The sequence below is a fragment of the Isoptericola sp. NPDC058082 genome (assembly GCF_042885055.1).
Lineage (GTDB): Bacteria > Actinomycetota > Actinomycetes > Actinomycetales > Cellulomonadaceae > Isoptericola.
On sequence record NZ_JBHVSQ010000001.1, the window covers coordinates 469,481 to 487,186 of the forward strand.

15 protein-coding genes are annotated in these 17,706 nt (G+C 74.8%); 14 read left to right on the forward strand and 1 reads right to left on the reverse strand.

Going from position 1 to position 17,706, the window contains the following annotated elements; genetic code table 11:
• Nucleotides 1–302: 302 nt before the first annotated feature.
• From pyrR to pyrF, 7 genes are read left to right on the forward strand one after another with little or no spacing between them, the layout of a single operon-like run.
• Nucleotides 303–914, forward strand: a complete 612-nt coding sequence (pyrR, locus tag ACFVS0_RS02200; protein WP_430586789.1) for a bifunctional pyr operon transcriptional regulator/uracil phosphoribosyltransferase PyrR — start codon at nucleotides 303–305, stop codon at nucleotides 912–914.
• Nucleotides 911–1,969: an aspartate carbamoyltransferase catalytic subunit gene (locus ACFVS0_RS02205; RefSeq protein ID WP_430587036.1), complete on the forward strand. Its 1,059-nt coding sequence runs from the start codon at nucleotides 911–913 to the stop codon at nucleotides 1,967–1,969. Before pyrR ends, ACFVS0_RS02205 begins: the two co-directional genes overlap by 4 nt.
• Nucleotides 1,966–3,303 carry a dihydroorotase gene (locus ACFVS0_RS02210; RefSeq protein WP_430587037.1) on the forward strand — a complete coding sequence of 446 codons (1,338 nt, stop codon included), beginning with the start codon at nucleotides 1,966–1,968 and terminating at the stop codon, nucleotides 3,301–3,303. The genes ACFVS0_RS02205 and ACFVS0_RS02210 overlap by 4 nt, the downstream gene beginning before the upstream one ends.
• Before the next feature lie 8 nt (nucleotides 3,304–3,311).
• Nucleotides 3,312–3,842 (forward strand): hypothetical protein, encoded by a 531-nt coding sequence (locus ACFVS0_RS02215; RefSeq protein ID WP_430552631.1) that lies wholly within the window; start codon nucleotides 3,312–3,314, stop codon nucleotides 3,840–3,842.
• The gene (carA, locus tag ACFVS0_RS02220) at nucleotides 3,839–5,173 is read left to right on the forward strand and encodes a glutamine-hydrolyzing carbamoyl-phosphate synthase small subunit (RefSeq protein WP_430587038.1); all 1,335 of its coding nucleotides are present in this window, start codon (nucleotides 3,839–3,841) and stop codon (nucleotides 5,171–5,173) included. Before ACFVS0_RS02215 ends, carA begins: the two co-directional genes overlap by 4 nt.
• Entirely contained in the window at nucleotides 5,173–8,547 is a 3,375-nt protein-coding gene (gene carB / locus ACFVS0_RS02225) for a carbamoyl-phosphate synthase large subunit (protein WP_430552633.1), read from the forward strand. The genes carA and carB overlap by 1 nt, the downstream gene beginning before the upstream one ends.
• Nucleotides 8,544–9,413, forward strand: coding sequence for an orotidine-5'-phosphate decarboxylase (gene pyrF / locus ACFVS0_RS02230; RefSeq protein ID WP_430587039.1), 870 nt, complete (start codon nucleotides 8,544–8,546; stop codon nucleotides 9,411–9,413). Before carB ends, pyrF begins: the two co-directional genes overlap by 4 nt.
• Before the next feature lie 65 nt (nucleotides 9,414–9,478).
• On the opposite strand, the gene ACFVS0_RS02235 is transcribed toward pyrF, so the two are convergent.
• On the reverse strand, nucleotides 9,479–10,264 hold the full coding sequence (locus ACFVS0_RS02235; RefSeq protein WP_430586785.1) for a class I SAM-dependent DNA methyltransferase: 786 nt from the start codon (nucleotides 10,262–10,264) through the stop codon (nucleotides 9,479–9,481).
• 207 nt (nucleotides 10,265–10,471) lie between these two features.
• On the opposite strand from ACFVS0_RS02235, the gene mihF reads away from it, so the two are divergent.
• The 7 genes from mihF to ACFVS0_RS02270 all read left to right on the forward strand — a co-directional run bounded on the left by mihF (nucleotide 10,472) and on the right by ACFVS0_RS02270 (nucleotide 17,654).
• Nucleotides 10,472–10,783 carry an integration host factor, actinobacterial type gene (gene mihF, locus ACFVS0_RS02240; protein WP_380323750.1) on the forward strand — a complete coding sequence of 104 codons (312 nt, stop codon included), beginning with the start codon at nucleotides 10,472–10,474 and terminating at the stop codon, nucleotides 10,781–10,783.
• Between the two features lie 76 nt (nucleotides 10,784–10,859).
• Nucleotides 10,860–11,516 carry a guanylate kinase gene (gmk, locus tag ACFVS0_RS02245; RefSeq protein WP_430552636.1) on the forward strand — a complete coding sequence of 219 codons (657 nt, stop codon included), beginning with the start codon at nucleotides 10,860–10,862 and terminating at the stop codon, nucleotides 11,514–11,516.
• A 79-nt stretch (nucleotides 11,517–11,595) separates the two neighbouring features.
• The gene (gene rpoZ / locus ACFVS0_RS02250; RefSeq protein ID WP_430552637.1) at nucleotides 11,596–11,913 is read left to right on the forward strand and encodes a DNA-directed RNA polymerase subunit omega; all 318 of its coding nucleotides are present in this window, start codon (nucleotides 11,596–11,598) and stop codon (nucleotides 11,911–11,913) included.
• A 55-nt stretch (nucleotides 11,914–11,968) separates the two neighbouring features.
• Nucleotides 11,969–13,216: a bifunctional phosphopantothenoylcysteine decarboxylase/phosphopantothenate--cysteine ligase CoaBC gene (gene coaBC, locus ACFVS0_RS02255; protein ID WP_430587040.1), complete on the forward strand. Its 1,248-nt coding sequence runs from the start codon at nucleotides 11,969–11,971 to the stop codon at nucleotides 13,214–13,216.
• 76 nt (nucleotides 13,217–13,292) lie between these two features.
• The gene (metK, locus tag ACFVS0_RS02260) at nucleotides 13,293–14,510 is read left to right on the forward strand and encodes a methionine adenosyltransferase (protein WP_430587041.1); all 1,218 of its coding nucleotides are present in this window, start codon (nucleotides 13,293–13,295) and stop codon (nucleotides 14,508–14,510) included.
• 238 nt (nucleotides 14,511–14,748) lie between these two features.
• Nucleotides 14,749–17,028, forward strand: coding sequence for a primosomal protein N' (locus ACFVS0_RS02265; RefSeq protein WP_430587042.1), 2,280 nt, complete (start codon nucleotides 14,749–14,751; stop codon nucleotides 17,026–17,028).
• Nucleotides 17,028–17,654: an HAD family hydrolase gene (locus ACFVS0_RS02270; RefSeq protein WP_430587043.1), complete on the forward strand. Its 627-nt coding sequence runs from the start codon at nucleotides 17,028–17,030 to the stop codon at nucleotides 17,652–17,654. Before ACFVS0_RS02265 ends, ACFVS0_RS02270 begins: the two co-directional genes overlap by 1 nt.
• Nucleotides 17,655–17,706: the final 52 nt, after the last annotated feature.

Genomic DNA, 17,706 nt, shown 5'->3' on the forward strand with positions numbered 1-17,706 from the left:
GCGGTGATGGCTTCTATGTTCTGCGCTATAACGCCCCATTTGCGGCGTTTCCGCCCTCTCCCCCCGCCTCCCCCCCCCCCCCACCGCCTGTCCGTCGTTCGGGGCCCGTCGTCCTGGGCTGTGTGACGCACGCCGCGCCCGCATCGTGGGCACGCCCGGTGGGCGCACGGAGGCGACGGGATAAGGTGGAGGCCGTCAGAACGACGCCCTGGGAGCCCGCCTCGAGGGGCACGAGAACCGACACCCTTTAACACCGTCCCGTGAGGCGGAGAAGGAGGTCGCCAGTGACTGCTGGCACCGGCATGCCCGGAACACCCGATCAGCCCGACGTCCCCGAGGGGACCGTCGTGCTCGGCGCGAGCGACGTCGCCCGCGCCCTCACCCGTATCGCGCACGAGATCGTCGAGCGCGCCAAGGGAGCCCAGGACGTCGTCCTGCTCGGTATCCCGACCCGCGGGGTCACCCTGGCCGCCCGCCTCGCGCAGCGGCTCGCGAGCATCGACCCCGCCTTCGACCCGGAGCGCGACCTCGGCGAGCTGGACGTCACGATGTACCGCGACGACCTGCGCCGCCAGCCCACCCGTGCGGTCGGCGTCACGCGGCTGCCCGCGGCGGGGATCGAGGGCAAGACGGTCGTCCTGGTCGACGACGTCCTCTTCTCCGGCCGCACGATCCGTGCCGCGCTCGACGCCATCGGCGACCTCGGCCGACCGCAGGCGGTGCGCCTCGCGTGCCTGGTGGACCGCGGTCACCGCGAGCTGCCGATCCGCCCCGACTTCGTGGGCAAGAACCTCCCCACCGCCCAGACGGAGCGGGTGCGCGTGCTGCTCGCGGAGGTGGACGGCTCGGACGCCGTGGTGATCAGCGGCCGGGAGCCCGGCGCCGCGACCCCGGGCGAGGGGGGCGACCGATGAGGCACCTGCTCTCCACCGCGGACCTGGCCAAGGACGAGGCGATCGAGCTCCTCGACACCGCCGCGCAGATGGCCGCGACGCAGTCCCGCGAGATCAAGAAGCTGCCGACGCTGCGCGGTCGCACCGTGGTGAACCTGTTCTTCGAGGACTCCACGCGTACCCGCATCTCGTTCGAGACGGCCGCCAAGCGGCTGTCCGCGGACGTCATCAACTTCTCGGCCAAGGGGTCGAGCGTCTCCAAGGGCGAGTCCCTCAAGGACACCGCGCTCACGCTGCACGCCATGGGCGCCGACGCCGTGGTGGTGCGGCACTGGGCCTCGGGAGCCCCGTACCAGCTCGCGCACGCCGGCTGGCTCGACGCGGCCGTGCTCAACGCCGGCGACGGCACGCACATGCACCCCACGCAGGCGCTGCTCGACGCCTACACGATCCGCCGCCACCTCGGCGGCCACGGCGGCGGCCTGCGCCGCGGAGGGGACGACGGCGTCGGCGCCGACCTCGCGGGCGTCAAGGTCGCGATCGTGGGCGACGTCCTGCACTCGCGCGTCGCCCGCGCCAACGTGTGGCTGCTGCGCACGCTCGGCGCCGAGGTGACGCTCGTCTCGCCGCCCACGCTGCTGCCGGTCGGGGTCGAGTCGTGGCCCTGCCGGACGTCCTACGACCTGGACGCCACGCTCGCCGACTGGCAGCCGGACGCCGTGATGATGCTCCGCGTGCAGCGCGAGCGGATGTCCGGGGGCGCGGGCGCGTTCTTCCCGAGCCCGCTGGAGTACACCCGCTACTTCGGCCTCGACGGCCGCCGCCTGGCGCTGCTGCCCGCGCACTCGATCGTCATGCACCCGGGCCCGATGAACCGCGGCCTGGAGATCTCCGCCGAGGCGGCCGACTCCGAGCGCGCCGTCATCGTCGAGCAGGTCGCCAACGGCGTCGCGGTGCGCATGGCCGCGCTCTACCTGCTGCTGTCCGGCACATCCTCGTCCGCCTCCGTGCCCGCTCCTGCGCCCACATCTCTGCCCGCACCTGTCTCGAGCACCACCGAAGGGACCGCCCTGTGACCACGACCTATGTGCTGCGCGGGGCCCGTCCCCTCGGCGGCGAGCCCGCCGACGTCGTCCTCTCCGGCGGCGTGATCACCCAGGTGACGGGCCCCGGCGCCGCCGACGTCCCCGCCGGCGACGACGTCGTGGAGGTCGCCGCCGACGGGCACGTCCTGCTGCCCGGCCTGGTCGACCTGCACACGCACCTGCGCGAGCCGGGCCGCGAGGACGCCGAGACGGTCGCGTCCGGCACCCGTGCCGCGGCGGCCGGCGGCTTCACCGCGGTGCACGCCATGGCGAACACCTCGCCGGTCGCCGACACCGCCGGCGTCGTCGAGCAGGTGTGGCGCCTGGGACAGGAGGCCGGCTGGGTCGACGTGCACCCGGTCGGTGCCGTCACCGTGGGCCTCGGCGGCGAGCGCCTCGCCGAGCTCGGCGCGATGGCCGACTCCGCCGCCCGAGTGCGGGTCTTCTCCGACGACGGCAAGTGCGTGCACGACCCGATCCTCATGCGTCGCGCGCTGGAGTACGTCAAGGCGTTCGACGGCGTCGTCGCGCAGCACGCGCAGGAGCCTCGCCTCACCGAGGGCGCCCAGATGAACGAGGGCGTCGTGTCCGCCGAGATCGGGCTGGCGGGGTGGCCCGCGGTCGCCGAGGAGGCGATCATCGCCCGCGACGTGCTGCTCGCCGAGCACGTCGGCTCACGGCTGCACGTGTGCCACCTGTCCACCGCCGGGTCCGTCGAGATCGTCCGGTGGGCCAAGGGCCGCGGCATCGACGTCACCGCCGAGGTGACGCCGCACCACCTGATCCTCACGGACGAGCTCGCCCGCACGTACGACCCCACGTACAAGGTGAACCCCCCTCTGCGCACGGCCGAGGACGTCGAGGCGGTGCGCGCCGGCCTCGCCGACGGCACCATCGACATCGTCGCCACCGACCACGCCCCGCACACCCGCGAGGACAAGGACTGCGAGTGGGGCGCCGCCGCGTTCGGCATGACCGGGCTGGAGACCGCCCTGTCGGTCGTGCAGCAGACCATGGTCGACACCGGCCGCCTCACCTGGGCCGACGTCGCGCGCGTCCTGTCGACCAACCCCGCCCGGATCGGCCGGGTCACCGATCACGGCCGACCGGTCGCGGTGGGCGAGCCCGCCAACCTCACGCTGGTCGACCCGGCCGCCGCCCGGACGGTCGACGGGGCCGCGCAGGCCACCGCGAGCGGCAACACGCCCTTCGCCGGGCGGGAGCTGCCCGGCCGCGTCGTGGCGACGTTCCTGCGCGGGCGCGCCACGGTGCTGGACGGCGCCCCGGTCGCCGCGCCGGCCGTCGGGCTCGGGGGCGCACGATGAACCTCCCCATGCCCGTGGCCGTCGGGATCTGGGTCGTGATCGGCGTCCTGCTCCTGCTCGTGATCCTCACGGGCCGGCGCCGGCTCGCCGCCCGCACCCGCGGCACCGTCCCCGTGCCCCCCGCCGTGCCCGAGGACCTCGGCGCCCTGCGTCTGGGCCCCCTCGACGCCACCTACGTCTCCTCCACGCTCGCGGGGGACTGGCTGGCCCGCGTCGGCGCGCACCACCTCGGCGACCGCTCCACCGCCCACGTGTCCGTGCACGACGCCGGCGTGCTCGTCGAGCGCGACGGCGCCCCGGACGTGTTCGCCCCCGTGGCCGCCCTGCGCGGCGTCGGCCTCGCCCCCGGCATGGCCGGCAAGTACGTCGGCGCCGACGGCCTGGTCGTCGTCACCTGGGAGGACCCGGAGGCGGACGGCGTGCCCGCCGTCGCCCTCGACACCGGCCTGCGCACCCGCCTCGCGCCCGACCGCTCCCGCCTGGTCGACGCCGTGCGCCACCTCATGACCTCCGCCCCCGCACCGAAGGACGAGCAGTGACCTCCAGCTCCCTGACCAGCCCTGTATCGAGCCCGGCACCGAGCCCGGTACCCAGCTCCGGGCCGGGCACCGCGCCCGCGCCGCACGCGGCCCTCCTCGTCCTCGAGGACGGCACGGTCGCCCGCGGCCGCGCCTACGGGGCCCGCGGCGCGACCTTCGGCGAGATCGTGTTCTCCACCGGCATGACCGGCTACCAGGAGACCCTCACCGACCCCTCGTACCACCGGCAGATCGTCGTGATGACGGCCCCGCACGTCGGGAACACCGGCATCAACGACGAGGACCCGGAGTCCGGCAAGATCTGGGTCGCCGGCTACGTGCTGCGCGACCCCGCGCGCCGCGTGTCCTCCTGGCGCGCGGACCGCTCCCTCGAGGAGGAGCTCGCCGCCCAGGGGGTCGTGGGCATCAGCGACGTCGACACCCGCAAGCTCACGCGCCACCTGCGCGAGCTGGGCGTCATGCGTGCCGGGATCTTCTCCGGCGACGCGCTGGTGCGCGAGGTCGCTCCCGGCACGTTCGTGGAGCGGTCGCTGCCCGAGCTGGTCGCCGAGGTGCAGGCCTCCCCGCAGATGGCGGGCGCCAACCTGTCCCCGGAGGTCACGACCGACGAGGGGTACGTCGTCGAGCCGTCGGGCGAGTTCGCCGGGCAGGCCCCGCTCGCGACCGTCGTCGCCGTCGACCTCGGCATCAAGGCCATGACCCCCGCGCGTCTCGCGCAGCGGGGCGTGCGCGTGCACGTCGTGCCCCAGTCGGCCACGATCGCCGACATCGAGGCCCTGCTGCCGACCGACGGCTCGCCCACGGGCGTGTTCTTCTCGAACGGACCCGGCGACCCGTCGTCGGCCACGCACGAGATCGAGCTCCTGCGCGGGGTGCTGGACCGCGGCATCCCGTTCTTCGGCATCTGCTTCGGCAACCAGCTGCTGGGCCGCGCGCTCGGCTACGGCACCTACAAGCTCGGGTACGGCCACCGCGGCATCAACCAGCCCGTCATGGACCGCACCACCGGCAAGGTCGAGGTCACCGCGCACAACCACGGGTTCGCCGTCGACGCGCCCCTCGACGCGGTGTCGAGGGCGCCGCACGACGCCGAGCGCACCGACGGCCGTGCCTACGGACGCGTCATCGTGTCCCACGTCGGCCTCAACGACCAGGTGGTCGAGGGGCTGACCGCGCTCGACGTGCCGGCCTTCTCCGTGCAGTACCACCCCGAGGCCGCCGCCGGCCCGCACGACAGCGCCTACCTCTTCGACCGCTTCGTCGAGCTCATGACGAGCCGCGAGCCCGTGACCGTCCCCGCCGCCACGCTGGCCGCGCTGAAGGAGAACTGATGCCCCGCCGTTCCGACCTCTCCTCCGTCCTGGTCATCGGCTCCGGCCCGATCGTCATCGGCCAGGCCTGCGAGTTCGACTACTCCGGCACGCAGGCCTGCCGCGTGCTCCGGGAGGAGGGCCTGCGGGTCATCCTCGTGAACTCGAACCCGGCCACGATCATGACCGACCCGGAGTTCGCCGACGCCACGTACGTCGAGCCGATCACCACCGAGGTCCTCACCACGATCATCGCCAAGGAGCGTCCCGACGCCCTGCTGCCCACCCTGGGCGGCCAGACGGCGCTCAACGCGGCCATCGCGCTCGACGAGGCCGGTGTCCTGGAGCAGTACGACGTCGAGCTGATCGGCGCGAACATCCCCGCCATCCAGAAGGGCGAGGACCGCCAGCAGTTCAAGGACGTCGTCGCCAAGTGCGGCGGCGAGTCCGCCCGCTCCGTCATCGTGCACACCGTGGACGAGGCGGTCGCGGCCTCCGCGGACCTCGGCTACCCGATGGTCGTGCGCCCGTCGTTCACCATGGGCGGCCTCGGCTCCGGCTTCGCGTACGACGAGCGCGAGCTGCGCCGCATCGTCGGGCAGGGCCTGCACTACTCGCCGACCACCGAGGTGCTCCTGGAGGAGTCCATCCTCGGCTGGAAGGAGTACGAGCTCGAGCTCATGCGGGACAAGGACGACAACGTCGTGGTCGTCTGCTCGATCGAGAACGTCGACCCGGTCGGCGTGCACACCGGCGACTCCGTCACGGTGGCGCCCGCGATGACGCTCACCGACCGCGAGTACCAGAAGCTGCGCGACATCGGCATCGCCGTCATCCGCGAGGTCGGCGTCGACACGGGCGGCTGCAACATCCAGTTCGCCGTCGACCCGGACACCGGGCGCATCATCGTCATCGAGATGAACCCGCGCGTGTCGCGCTCCTCGGCCCTCGCGTCGAAGGCGACGGGCTTCCCGATCGCGAAGATCGCGGCCAAGCTCGCCGTGGGCTACACGCTCGACGAGATCCCGAACGACATCACGCGCGTCACGCCGGCGAGCTTCGAGCCCACGCTCGACTACGTCGTCGTCAAGGTGCCCCGCTTCGCCTTCGAGAAGTTCCCGGCCGCGGACCCGACGCTCACCACGACCATGAAGTCGGTCGGCGAGGCCATGGCGCTGGGCCGCAACTTCACAGAGGCCCTCGGCAAGGCCCTGCGCTCGATCGACAAGGGCGGCGTCGCGTTCCACTGGGACGGCGCCGCGCCGTCCGGTGCGGAGCTGGACCAGCTGCTCGCCGAGATCGTGCGCCCCACGGAGCACCGCATGGTCGGCGTGCAGCAGGCGCTGCGTGCGGTCGTCGCCGGGCACACGACGCTCGAGGCGGTCTTCGACGCGACGAAGATCGACCCCTGGTTCCTCGACCAGATCCTGCTCATGAACGAGGTCGCCGCGGAGGTGGCCGCCGGCCCGACCCTCACCGAGGACGTGCTGCGCCGCGCCAAGCGGCACGGCCTGTCCGACGTGCAGGTCGCGCGCCTGCGCGGCATGGGCCCGGCGGGGGAGGCCACCGTCCGCGAGGTCCGACGGGCGCTCGGCGTCCGCCCCGTCTACAAGACGGTCGACACCTGCGCCGCCGAGTTCGCGGCACGCACGCCGTACCACTACTCGTCCTACGACGAGGAGACCGAGGTGGCGCCCCGCGAGCGCGAGGCCGTGATCATCCTCGGGTCGGGCCCGAACCGGATCGGCCAGGGCATCGAGTTCGACTACTCGTGCGTGCACGCCGCCCTGACCCTCTCCGAGCGCTACGAGACGGTCATGGTCAACTGCAACCCGGAGACCGTCTCGACGGACTACGACACCTCGGACCGTCTCTACTTCGAGCCGCTGACGTTCGAGGACGTGCTCGAGGTCTACGAGGCCGAGCTCGCCGCGGGCCCCGTCAAGGGCGTCATCGTGCAGCTCGGCGGGCAGACGCCGCTCGCCCTCGCGCAGCGCCTCGCGGACGCCGGCGTGCCGATCCTCGGTACGTCGCCCGAGGCCATCGACGCCGCCGAGGACCGCGGCATCTTCGGCCAGGTCCTGCTCGACGCCGGCCTTCCGGCCCCCGCGTTCGGTACCGCCCGCTCGCTGGGCCAGGCGCGCGAGGTCGCCGAGACCATCGGCTACCCCGTCCTGGTGCGCCCGTCGTACGTGCTGGGCGGTCGCGGCATGGAGATCGTCTACTCCGCCGAGCAGCTCACCGAGTACGTGGAGCGGGCTCTCGAGGCGGCGGCCGCGGACGAGCGCACGGCGGGCGGCCTGCTGCCGGCGCCGCTGCTCATCGACCGCTTCCTCGACGACGCGATGGAGATCGACGTCGACGCCCTGTACGACGGCGAGGAGATGTTCCTCGGCGGCGTCATGGAGCACATCGAGGAGGCCGGCATCCACTCGGGCGACTCGGCCTGCGTGCTGCCCCCCGTGTCCCTCTCGACGGCCGAGATCGAGCGCATCCGCCGCTCGACCGAGGCGATCGCGAAGGGCGTCGGCGTGCGCGGCCTGCTCAACGTGCAGTACGCGCTCGTCTCGGACGTCCTGTACGTGCTCGAGGCCAACCCGCGCGCGTCGCGCACCGTCCCGTTCGTGTCCAAGGCGACGGGGACCTCGCTGTCCAAGGCGGCGGCCCGGGTCATGGTCGGCGAGTCGATCGCCGAGCTGCGCGCGGCGGGCGTCCTGCCTGCCGAGGGCGACGGCGGGACGCTCGACCTCGGGGCACCGATGGCCGTCAAGGAGGCCGTGCTGCCGTTCAAGCGGTTCCGCACCGCCGAGGGTCAGGTCGTCGACACGGTGCTCGGTCCGGAGATGCGCTCCACCGGCGAGGTCATGGGCTTCGACAAGGACTTCCCGCACGCCTTCGCGAAGTCGCAGGCCGCCGCGTTCGGCGGGCTGCCCACCGCGGGCCGGGTGTTCGTCTCCGTCGCGGACCGGGACAAGCGCTCGATCGTCTTCCCGGTGAAGCGCCTCGCGGAGCTGGGGTTCGAGGTGCTCGCCACGTCCGGCACGGCGCAGGTGCTGCGCCGCAACGGCATCGGCAGCACGGTGGTGCGCAAGTTCTCCCAGGGCCGTGGCGCCGACGGCGAGCCCACGATCGTGGACCTCATCACCGACGGCGAGGTCGACCTCGTGGTGAACTCGCCGTCCGGCCAGGGCGCGCGCGCCGACGGCTACGAGATCCGCGCGGCGACGACGGCGGCCGACAAGCCGATGATCACCACCGTCGACCAGCTCGCCGCGGCGGTGCAGGGCATCGAGGCGGTCCGCGGCGGCCCGTTCGACGTCGCGAGCCTGCAGGAGCACACGGCCGCGACGCACGAGCGGCTCGGGGTCGGGACGACGGCGGCGGTGTCGGCATGAGCGCCGCGCCGGTGCCGTTCGGCGCGCGGCTCGCCGCGGCGATGGACGCCCACGGGCCGCTGTGCGTGGGCATCGACCCGCACGCGTCGCTGCTGGCGGCGTGGGGGCTGGGCGACGACGCCGCCGGGGTGCGCGAGTTCGGGCTGCGCGTGGTGGACGCGCTCGGCGGGCGCGTGGCGGCCTTCAAGCCGCAGGCGGCGTTCTTCGAGCGGCACGGCTCGGCCGGCGTCGCCGCGCTGGAGGACGTGATCGCCGCGTCGCGGGCCGTCGGCACGCTGACGGTCGTCGACGCCAAGCGCGGCGACATCGGCTCGACGATGGGCGCGTACGCCGACGCGTTCCTGGCCGACGGCTCCCCGCTCGCGGGCGACGCGGTCACAGTGTCGCCGTACCTGGGCTTCGGCTCGCTGGCGCCGGCCGCCGAGCTGGCCGCCCGCACCGGGCGCGGGATCTTCGTGCTGTGCCTCACCTCCAACAAGGAGGGGCACGAGGTGCAGCACGCCGTCGGGCCCGACGGCGTGAGCGTCGCGGCGTCGGTCGCCGCCCAGGCGGCCGTGCTGAACGCCGGCGCCGTCGCCGAGGGGCTGCCGATGGGCTCGGTCGGCCTCGTCGTGGGCGCCACCGTCGGTGACGCCGCCCGGGAGACCGGGACGGACCTCGTGGCCGTGCACGGTCCGCTGCTGGCGCCCGGCGTGGGCGCGCAGGGCGCGGGGGAGCGGGAGCTCGCCTCGGCCTTCGGGGACGCCCGCCGCCAGGTGCTCGCGTCGTCGTCCCGGGGCGTCCTCGCCGCGGGGCCCGACGCCGACGGGCTGCGCGCCGCCGCGGCGTCGGCCGTCGCCGACGCCCGGGCGGCGCTGCGCCCCTGACGCCGCCCGTCCGCACGAAGGCCCGCCTCCCGACGGGGGCGGGCCCTTCGTCGTTCCCGGGCGGGTCAGACCGCGGCGAGCTGCCACACGGACACGTGCCGCTCGCTGTCGGCGGTGAACGGCGTGCGGTCCCAGCCCTCCCAGCGGTGCACCAGGCGCATCCCCGCGAGGCGCGCCATGAGGTCCAGCTCGGCCGGCCACACGTACCGGAACGGCAACCACCGGAACCGGCCGGAGCCGTCGGGCCCGACGGTCACGTGGTTCGACGTGAACCGCTGGGTGACCACGTCGAGCCGGTCGAAGCCCACGTACCCGCCGCCCGCCGCGTCGGGCGCGACGGTGAACGGCACGGTGTCCTGCCCGGGCGGCATGCGTCGCAGGGGCGGCACCCCGACCTCGACGACGAAGTACCCGCCGGGGCGCAGGTGGGCCGCGGCGGTGCGGAAGCAGTCCACCTGGCCGTCCTGCGTCGTGACGTTCCCGATGGTGTTGAAGACGAGGTACGCGACGGCGAACTCGCCGGGCACGCGGGCGCTCGTCATGTCACCGATCGTCACCTCGACGCGGTCGCCGCCCGGCTTGTCCGCGACGCGCGCCGCCATCGCCCGGGACAGCTCGATGCCGTGCACGGGCACGCCGCGCAGGGCGAGCGGCGCGGCGAGGCGGCCGGTGCCGACCGCGAGCTCGAGGGCGGCGCCGTCGCCCGCCAGGTCGGCGAGCACGTCGACCGTGCGCTCGACGACCGCCGGGTCGAACTCGTCGTCGGACGAGGCGTCGTAGGAGGCGGCGACGCTCTCGGGGAACCACCCGTCGTCGGCGGCGTCCGGGGTCTCGTGGGAGTCGGTCGGCATGACCCGACCGTAGGCCGCGGCGCACGGGCAGCAGGAGTCTTTTCCGGGCAGGCGCGCGACCTGCGACGATGTCGTGACCCGAATGCCGCTTTCCTCCCGGTCGCGCGGCGATCCGTCCTGCGCTACGGATTGCCGCCTTCGCAGGTCGTGGCTACTTTCGAGGGAGCAGTTCCCTCAACAGGCGGACCGACAGAGTAGGTGACTTGCGTGGCTCTCCCCCCTCTCACCCCGGAACAGCGTGCTGCGGCCCTCGAGAAGGCGGCCGAGGCTCGGCGCGTCCGCGCGGAGATCAAGAACCGGTTGAAGTACTCCCAGGGCTCCCTCAAGGACGTGATCGAGCAGGGGCAGAAGGACGACGTCGTGGGCAAGCTCAAGGTGGTCTCGCTGCTCGAGTCGCTCCCCGGGGTCGGTAAGGTGAAGGCCCGGGCGATCATGGAGGAGATCGGGATCGCCGAGACCCGCCGGGTCCGCGGCCTCGGGCCGCACCAGGCTTCGGCGCTCATCGAGAGGTTTGGCTGACATTTCCGCACCACCCGCCGGCCGTCCGGCATCGCAGGACTCCCTCGTCACCGCACCCGACAGCACACCTGTCGCCGTGCCCGCGGGAGCGACGCCGGCCCGCCTGACCGTGCTCGCCGGTCCGACGGCCGTCGGCAAGGGCACGGTCTCGGCCGACGTCCGCGCGCGCTACCCGCAGGTGTGGCTGTCCGTGTCGGCGACGACGCGGCCGCCGCGCCCCGGTGAGGTGCACGGCGTGCACTACCTGTTCGTGTCGCCCGAGGATTTCGACCGGATGGTCGCCGAGGGGCAGATGCTCGAGTGGGCGGTGGTGCACGGCCGGCACCGGTACGGCACGCCCCGCGGCCCGGTCGAGGAGCACCTCGCCGCCGGCGTGCCCACCCTGCTGGAGATCGACCTGCAGGGGGCGCGGCAGGTACGGGAGGCCGTCACGGCGATGGGCCTCGCCGCGCAGTTCGTCTTCCTCGCCCCGCCGAGCTTCGACGAGCTGGTGCGGCGTCTGGTGGGCCGTGGCACGGAGGACGCAGAGGAGCGCGAGCGGCGCCTGCGCACGGCGCGGACGGAGCTCGCCGCCGAGGCCGAGTTCGACGTGACGATCGTCAACGACGACGTCACCCACGCCACGGACCGGCTCGCGCGGGTCATGGGCGTGACGTCCGCCGCACCCCGGGTCGCGCTGGAGGACGCCGGGCTTGGGGGTCCGGGCCCGAGCGCGGGTAGGATGGACCGCTGACCCCCTGACGTCTCGTCACCGCGGCTGTCAGCGAACCCGTCACCGAACTTTGTCTCAACGTTTGTCTGGAGTGTGACCCATGGCCGGAACCGTGGCCCAGCCCATCGGCATCACCGACCCGCCCATCGACGAACTGCTCGAGCGCACCGACTCGAAGTACGGCCTCGTGCTGTACGCGTCCCAGCGCGCCCGTCAGATCAACGCCTACTACTCGCAGCTCAACGAGGGCCTGCTGGAGAACGTGGGCCCGCTGGTCGAGACCCGCAACCAGGAGAAGCCGCTCTCCATCGCCATGCGCGAGATCAACGAGGGCCTGCTCACCTCGACGCCGGTCGAGGAGAAGCCCGCGGCCGCCGCGGAGCCGGTCGTCGAGCCCGGCGACGAGATCACCTTCTGACGGCCTGACGCCGGTCGGCGACCGGCGTCACCCTGCGGCGACGAGGTAGCGCGCGATGAGGATCCTGCTCGGCGTCAGCGGCGGCATCGCCGCGTACAAGGCCGTGCTGCTGCTGCGGCTGCTGCGCGAGGAGGGGCACGCGGTCCGGGTCGTCCCGACCGCGTCCGCCCTGCGCTTCGTCGGCGCGCCGACGTTCGAGGCGCTGTCCGGCGAGCCCGTCACGGACGAGGTCTTCGAGGACGTCGCGCACGTCCCGCACGTGGCGCTCGGCCAGGGCGCCGACCTCGTCGTCGTCGCTCCCGCGACGGCCGACCTGCTCGCCCGGGCGGCGACCGGCCGGGCCGACGACCTCCTCACCTCGACGCTCCTCACCGCACGCTGCCCGGTCGTGATGGCCCCCGCGATGCACACCGAGATGTGGGAGCACCCCGCCACGCGCGCGAACGTGGCGACGCTGCGCGAGCGCGGCGTCACGGTGATCGAGCCGGCGAGCGGCCGCCTCACCGGCGCGGACACCGGGCCGGGGCGGCTGCCCGAGCCGGAGGAGATCGCCCGCGTGGCCCTCGCGGCCGCGACGGGTGCGGGCGCCGCGGAGCCCGTGGGCGGGCACCACGGGGACCTGTCGGGCCGCACCGTCGTCGTCTCCGCGGGCGGCACCCGCGAGCCGATCGACCCCGTGCGCTTCATCGGCAACCGGTCCAGCGGGCGCCAGGGCGCCGCGCTGGCGGAGGCCGCGCGCGCCCGCGGCGCCCACGTCACGCTCGTGGCCGCGAACCTGGACGACGCCGTGTGCGAGGCCGCCCGGGCGGCGGGCGTCGTCGTCGTGCCGGTGGAGACCACGGCCGAGCTGCGCGACGCGGTGCGCGCGGGCGCCTCGGACGCGGACGTCGTCGTGATGGCCGCGGCGGTCGCCGACTTCCGCCCGGCCGACGTGCCGGACGCCAAGATCAAGAAGGTGCCGGGCTCGGGCCCGGCGCCGATCACGCTCGTGGAGAACCCCGACGTGCTCGCCGAGCTCGCGCACGACCGGCTGCGCCCCGGCCAGCTCGTCGTCGGCTTCGCGGCCGAGACGGGCGACTCCGACGGCTCCGTGCTCGAGCACGGGCGCCGCAAGGCCCTGCGCAAGGGCGCGGACCTGCTCGCGGTGAACGCGGTCGGCTCCGGGCGCGGCTTCGGCGCCCCCACCAACGCCGTCACGGTGCTCGACGGCACCGGCGACGTCGTGACCGAGGCCGCGGGATCGAAGCGCGAGGTCGCCGACGCCATCTGGGACGTCGTGACGAAGACGTTGCCCGGCATCTGAGATTCACCCCAGCATGTGAGACATTTCCTGCCGCGAGGGCCTGGTCGGGCGCCCCGCTGCCCGTAGGCTGTCCGCCATGACCGATGCGCTGCGCCTCTTCACGTCCGAGTCCGTGACCGAGGGCCACCCGGACAAGGTGTGCGACCAGATCTCCGACGCGATCCTGGACGCGCTGCTGGCGCAGGACCCCCGCTCGCGCGTGGCGGTGGAGACGATGGTGACCACGGGGCTCGTGCACGTGGCGGGCGAGGTCACCACGGACGCGTACGTCGAGATCCCGCAGATCGTGCGCGAGGTGGTGCGCCGCATCGGCTACACCTCGTCGGCGATCGGGTTCGACGGCGACTCCTGCGGCGTGTCCGTGTCGATCGGGCAGCAGTCGCCCGACATCGCGCAGGGCGTCGACAAGAGCCTGGAGGAGCGCGACGACGCCTCCGGTCCGGGCCTCGACCGCGACCCCCTCGACGCGCAGGGCGCGGGCGACCAGGGCCTGATGTTCGGGTACGCCACCGACGAGACGCCCTCGCTGATGCCGCTGCCCATCTGGACGTCGCACCGGCTCGCGGAGCGGCTGTCGGCCGTGCGCCGCTCGGGCGAGCTGCCCGGGCTGCGGCCCGACGGCAAGACCCAGGTGACGGTCGCGTACGACGGCGACCGGCCCGTGCGGATCGACACCGTCGTGCTCTCCACCCAGCACGACGCCGACATCGTGCAGGAGAAGCTGCAGCGCGAGGTGGCCGACGTCGTCATCGCCCCGGTGCTGGCCCAGGTGGCCCAGGAGACCGGCGTCGAGACGGCGGACGCCCGCCTCATCGTCAACCCCACCGGCAAGTTCGTCGTCGGCGGGCCGCAGGGCGACGCCGGCCTCACCGGCCGCAAGATCATCGTCGACACCTACGGCGGGATGGCCCGCCACGGCGGCGGCGCCTTCTCCGGCAAGGACCCGTCGAAGGTCGACCGCTCCGCCGCGTACGCCATGCGCTGGGTCGCGAAGAACGTCGTCGCCGCGGGGCTCGCGCGCCGGTGCGAGGTGCAGGTCGCGTACGCGATCGGCAAGGCCCACCCGGTGGGGCTGTACGTCGAGACCTTCGGCACCGAGACCGTGCCGACCGAGCAGATCGCCGCCGCCATCGAGTCCGTGTTCGACCTGCGCCCCGCGGCGATCATCCGCGACCTCGACCTGCTGCGCCCCGTGTACGCCGCGACGGCCACCTACGGGCACTTCGGCCGCGAGCTGCCCGGGTTCACGTGGGAGCGGACGGACCGCGTCGAGGCGCTGCGCGCCGCGGTCTGATCCCGCCTTTCGCGCCTCAGGTCGCGGCCGCGTGGCGGGATGCTTCCTTCGCGCGGACGCGTTCACGGGCGCCAGGGCGCCCTCCACTTCGGGAGGGATACGTCCGCGCGAAGGAAGCATCCCGCCACGCTCGATCTTCGTCAGGCGGTGTCGCATCGCCGCGGCCTCGTCTCACGTCGTCACGGGAACCGTAGGGGGCTGTGCTGGTGGCGTGGGCGGGGCGTGATGGGATGGCCTCGTGACTGAGACCTCCGAGCCCGAGCAGCCCGCGCTGCTCGGGCTCGACGACGTCCCGGCCCCGCGTGACGCCGCGACGAAGGGGCGCCGCAAGCCCGGGACGGGCGGCAAGGGCGGCAAGGCTGCCCTGGGGGCCACTCCCGTCGCCGAGGAGCTGCCCGTCGCGCGGGTGGTGCTCGACCTGCAGCCCGCGCACCTGGACCGCCCGTACGACTACCTGGTGCCCGCCCCCATGGCCGACGACGCCCGGCCGGGGGTGCGGGTGCGGGCCCGGTTCGGGCCGCAGGAGGTGGCGGGCTACGTCGTGGAGCGTCAGGAGACGTCCGACCACGAAGGGCGGCTCGTGCCGCTCAAGCGACTGGTCTCGGCCGACCCGGTGCTGTCGGAGCCGGTGCTGCGGCTGGCCCGCGCCGTCGCGGACCGGTACGCCGGCACCCTCGCCGACGTGCTGCGCCTCGCGGTGCCGCCCCGGCACGCGCGGGTCGAGAAGGAGGTGCTGGCCTCCCTGGCGGAGCCCGTCGAGGAGGCGGGACAGGACGGCACGGACGGCACGGGGGAGGCCCGGGACCGCCCCCAGGACGCCTCTGACGGCGCTCAGAGCGACTCCGGGGCGCCCGCCGGGGACCTGGCGGTGCCGCGGCCCGTTCGTCCCGTGGCGGCGGGCTCCGTGGCGGCGTGGGAGTCGTACCTCGGCGGGGAGGCGTTCTGCCGCCACCTGCTGGCCGGGCAGGCGCCGCGGGCCGTCTGGACGCCGCTGCCCGGTCTGGCGCCGCCGACCGACGACGGGCCGGCCCACGTGCCGCACTGGGCGGCCGGCGTCGCGCAGGCGGCCCGCGCCACCGTCGCCGGGGGGCGCCGCGTCCTCGTCGTCGCGCCGGATGCCCGCGACGTCGAACGCGTCGTCGACGCCCTGGGCGAGGCCGGGCTCGACGACGTCGTGCGCCTCCTCGCCGACGACGGCCCCGCACCCCGCTACCGCGCGTTCCTGCGCGCCCGGCACGGCCTGGCGGACGTCGTCGTCGGGACGCGCGCCGCCATGTTCGCCCCGGTGCCGGACCTCGGGCTCGTCGTGCTCTGGGGCGACGGGGAGGACACGCTCGCGGAGCCGCACGCCCCCTACCCGCACGCCCGCGACGTGCTCGCCCTGCGCAGCGACCTGGAGTCCGCGGCGTACCTGCTGGCGTCGCCGGGCCGGACCGTGCAGGCGCAGGCGCTGCTGGCGTCCGGGTGGGCGCGCGAGATCGTCGCGCCCCGCGACGTGCTGCGCGCCCGCGCACCCCGCGTGCGCGCGCTCACGTCGGTCGAGCTCGCCGCCGAGGGGCCGGGCGCGGCCGCGCGGCTGCCGACCGCCGCCTGGCGGGCCGCCCGCGACGGGCTGACCCGTGGACCCGTCCTCGTGCAGGTGCCGCGCACCGGCTACCTGCCCGTCGTGGCCTGCGCGCGGTGCCGGACCGCCGCCCGGTGCGCCGCGTGCCACGGCCCCCTCGGCATGACCCGCACCGGCAGCGCACCGCAGTGCTCCTGGTGCGGCCGCCTCGCCGGCGGCTGGCGCTGCGAGGAGTGCGGCGACACCCGGCTGCGCGCCGTCCGCGTCGGGTCGGACCGGACGGCGGAGGAGCTCGGCCGGGCGTTCGCGGGCACGCCCGTGCGGGTGTCCGCGTCCTCCGCGCCCGCCGGGGTGCTCGACCGGGTCGGTGGGGAGCCGGCGCTCGTCGTCGCGACGCCCGGCGCGGAGCCCGTCGCCGACGGCGGGTACGCCGTCGCGCTCCTGCTCGACGCCGCCGTCGCGACCGCGGGCACCGGGCTCGCCACTGCCACGGAGGCGCTGCACCGCTGGCTCGCCGCCGCGGCCCTCGTGCACCCCGCCCGCGCCGGCGGGCAGGTGCTCCTCGTCGGGGACGCCGCTCCCGCCCCGACCGGGGCGCTCGTGCGCTACGACCCCCGGGGCCTGGCCGACCGGGAGCTCGCCGAGCGCCGCGAGCTCGCGCTGCCGCCCGCGGTCCGCGTCGCGGCCGTCTCCGGCGACCGGGGGGCGGTGGACGCGGTCGTCGGCCGCGTCGCGCTCGCGGGGCCCGACACCGTCCTCGGCCCCGTCGAGCAGCCTGACGCCGACCCGCGACGCGGAGCCACCCTCGAGCCCCAGGTGCGCACCGTGCTGCGCGTCCCCCTCGCCCAGGGGGGCGAGCTCGCCGCCCAGCTGCGCGCCTCCCTCGCCGTCCGGTCCGCTCGGCGCGAGGGTGGCGTGGTCCGCGTGCAGGTCGACCCGAAGGAGATGCTCTGATGGCCCTCGCCCCCGCCGGGGCCCCCGTCGACACCGTGGTGCTCGACTTCGGCAACGTGCTCGTCGGGTGGGACCCCTACGGGGCGTTCCCCGGCCGGCCGCGCGCCGAGGTGGCCGGCTGGATGGCGGAGATCGACTTCCCGGCGTTCAACCTCGCCCAGGACGCCGGCCGCAGCTGGGCCGACGCCCGCGCGACCCTCGACGACCGCCCCCACCTGCAGCTTCTCCTGGACGAGTACGTGGCGGGCTTCCCCGGGACGCTGACCGGCCCCGTCCCCGGCTCGGCGGAGCTCGTCGAGGAGCTCGGTGCCGCGGGCGTGCGCCTCCTCGGGCTCACGAACTGGTCCGCCGAGCTGTTCCGGCACGCCGCGGGCGCCGCCCCGGCCACGACCCGCCTGGAGCACGTCGTCGTCTCCGGGCGTGTGGGGCTCGCGAAGCCCGACCCGGCGATCTTCCGTCACCTGGCCGCGACGCACGACGTCGATCCCGCCCGCGCCGTCTTCGTGGACGACGGCCCCGCCAACGTCGCCACCGCCCGGCAGCTCGGCTTCCACGCCGTCCGCTTCACCGACACCCCGGCGCTGCGCGCCGCGCTGCGCTCCCTCGGGCTGCCCGTGCGGCGGTAGGCGGGCGCGTCCCGCCCGAGCCACGGCGCGTCGCCGCCCGACTACGATCGGG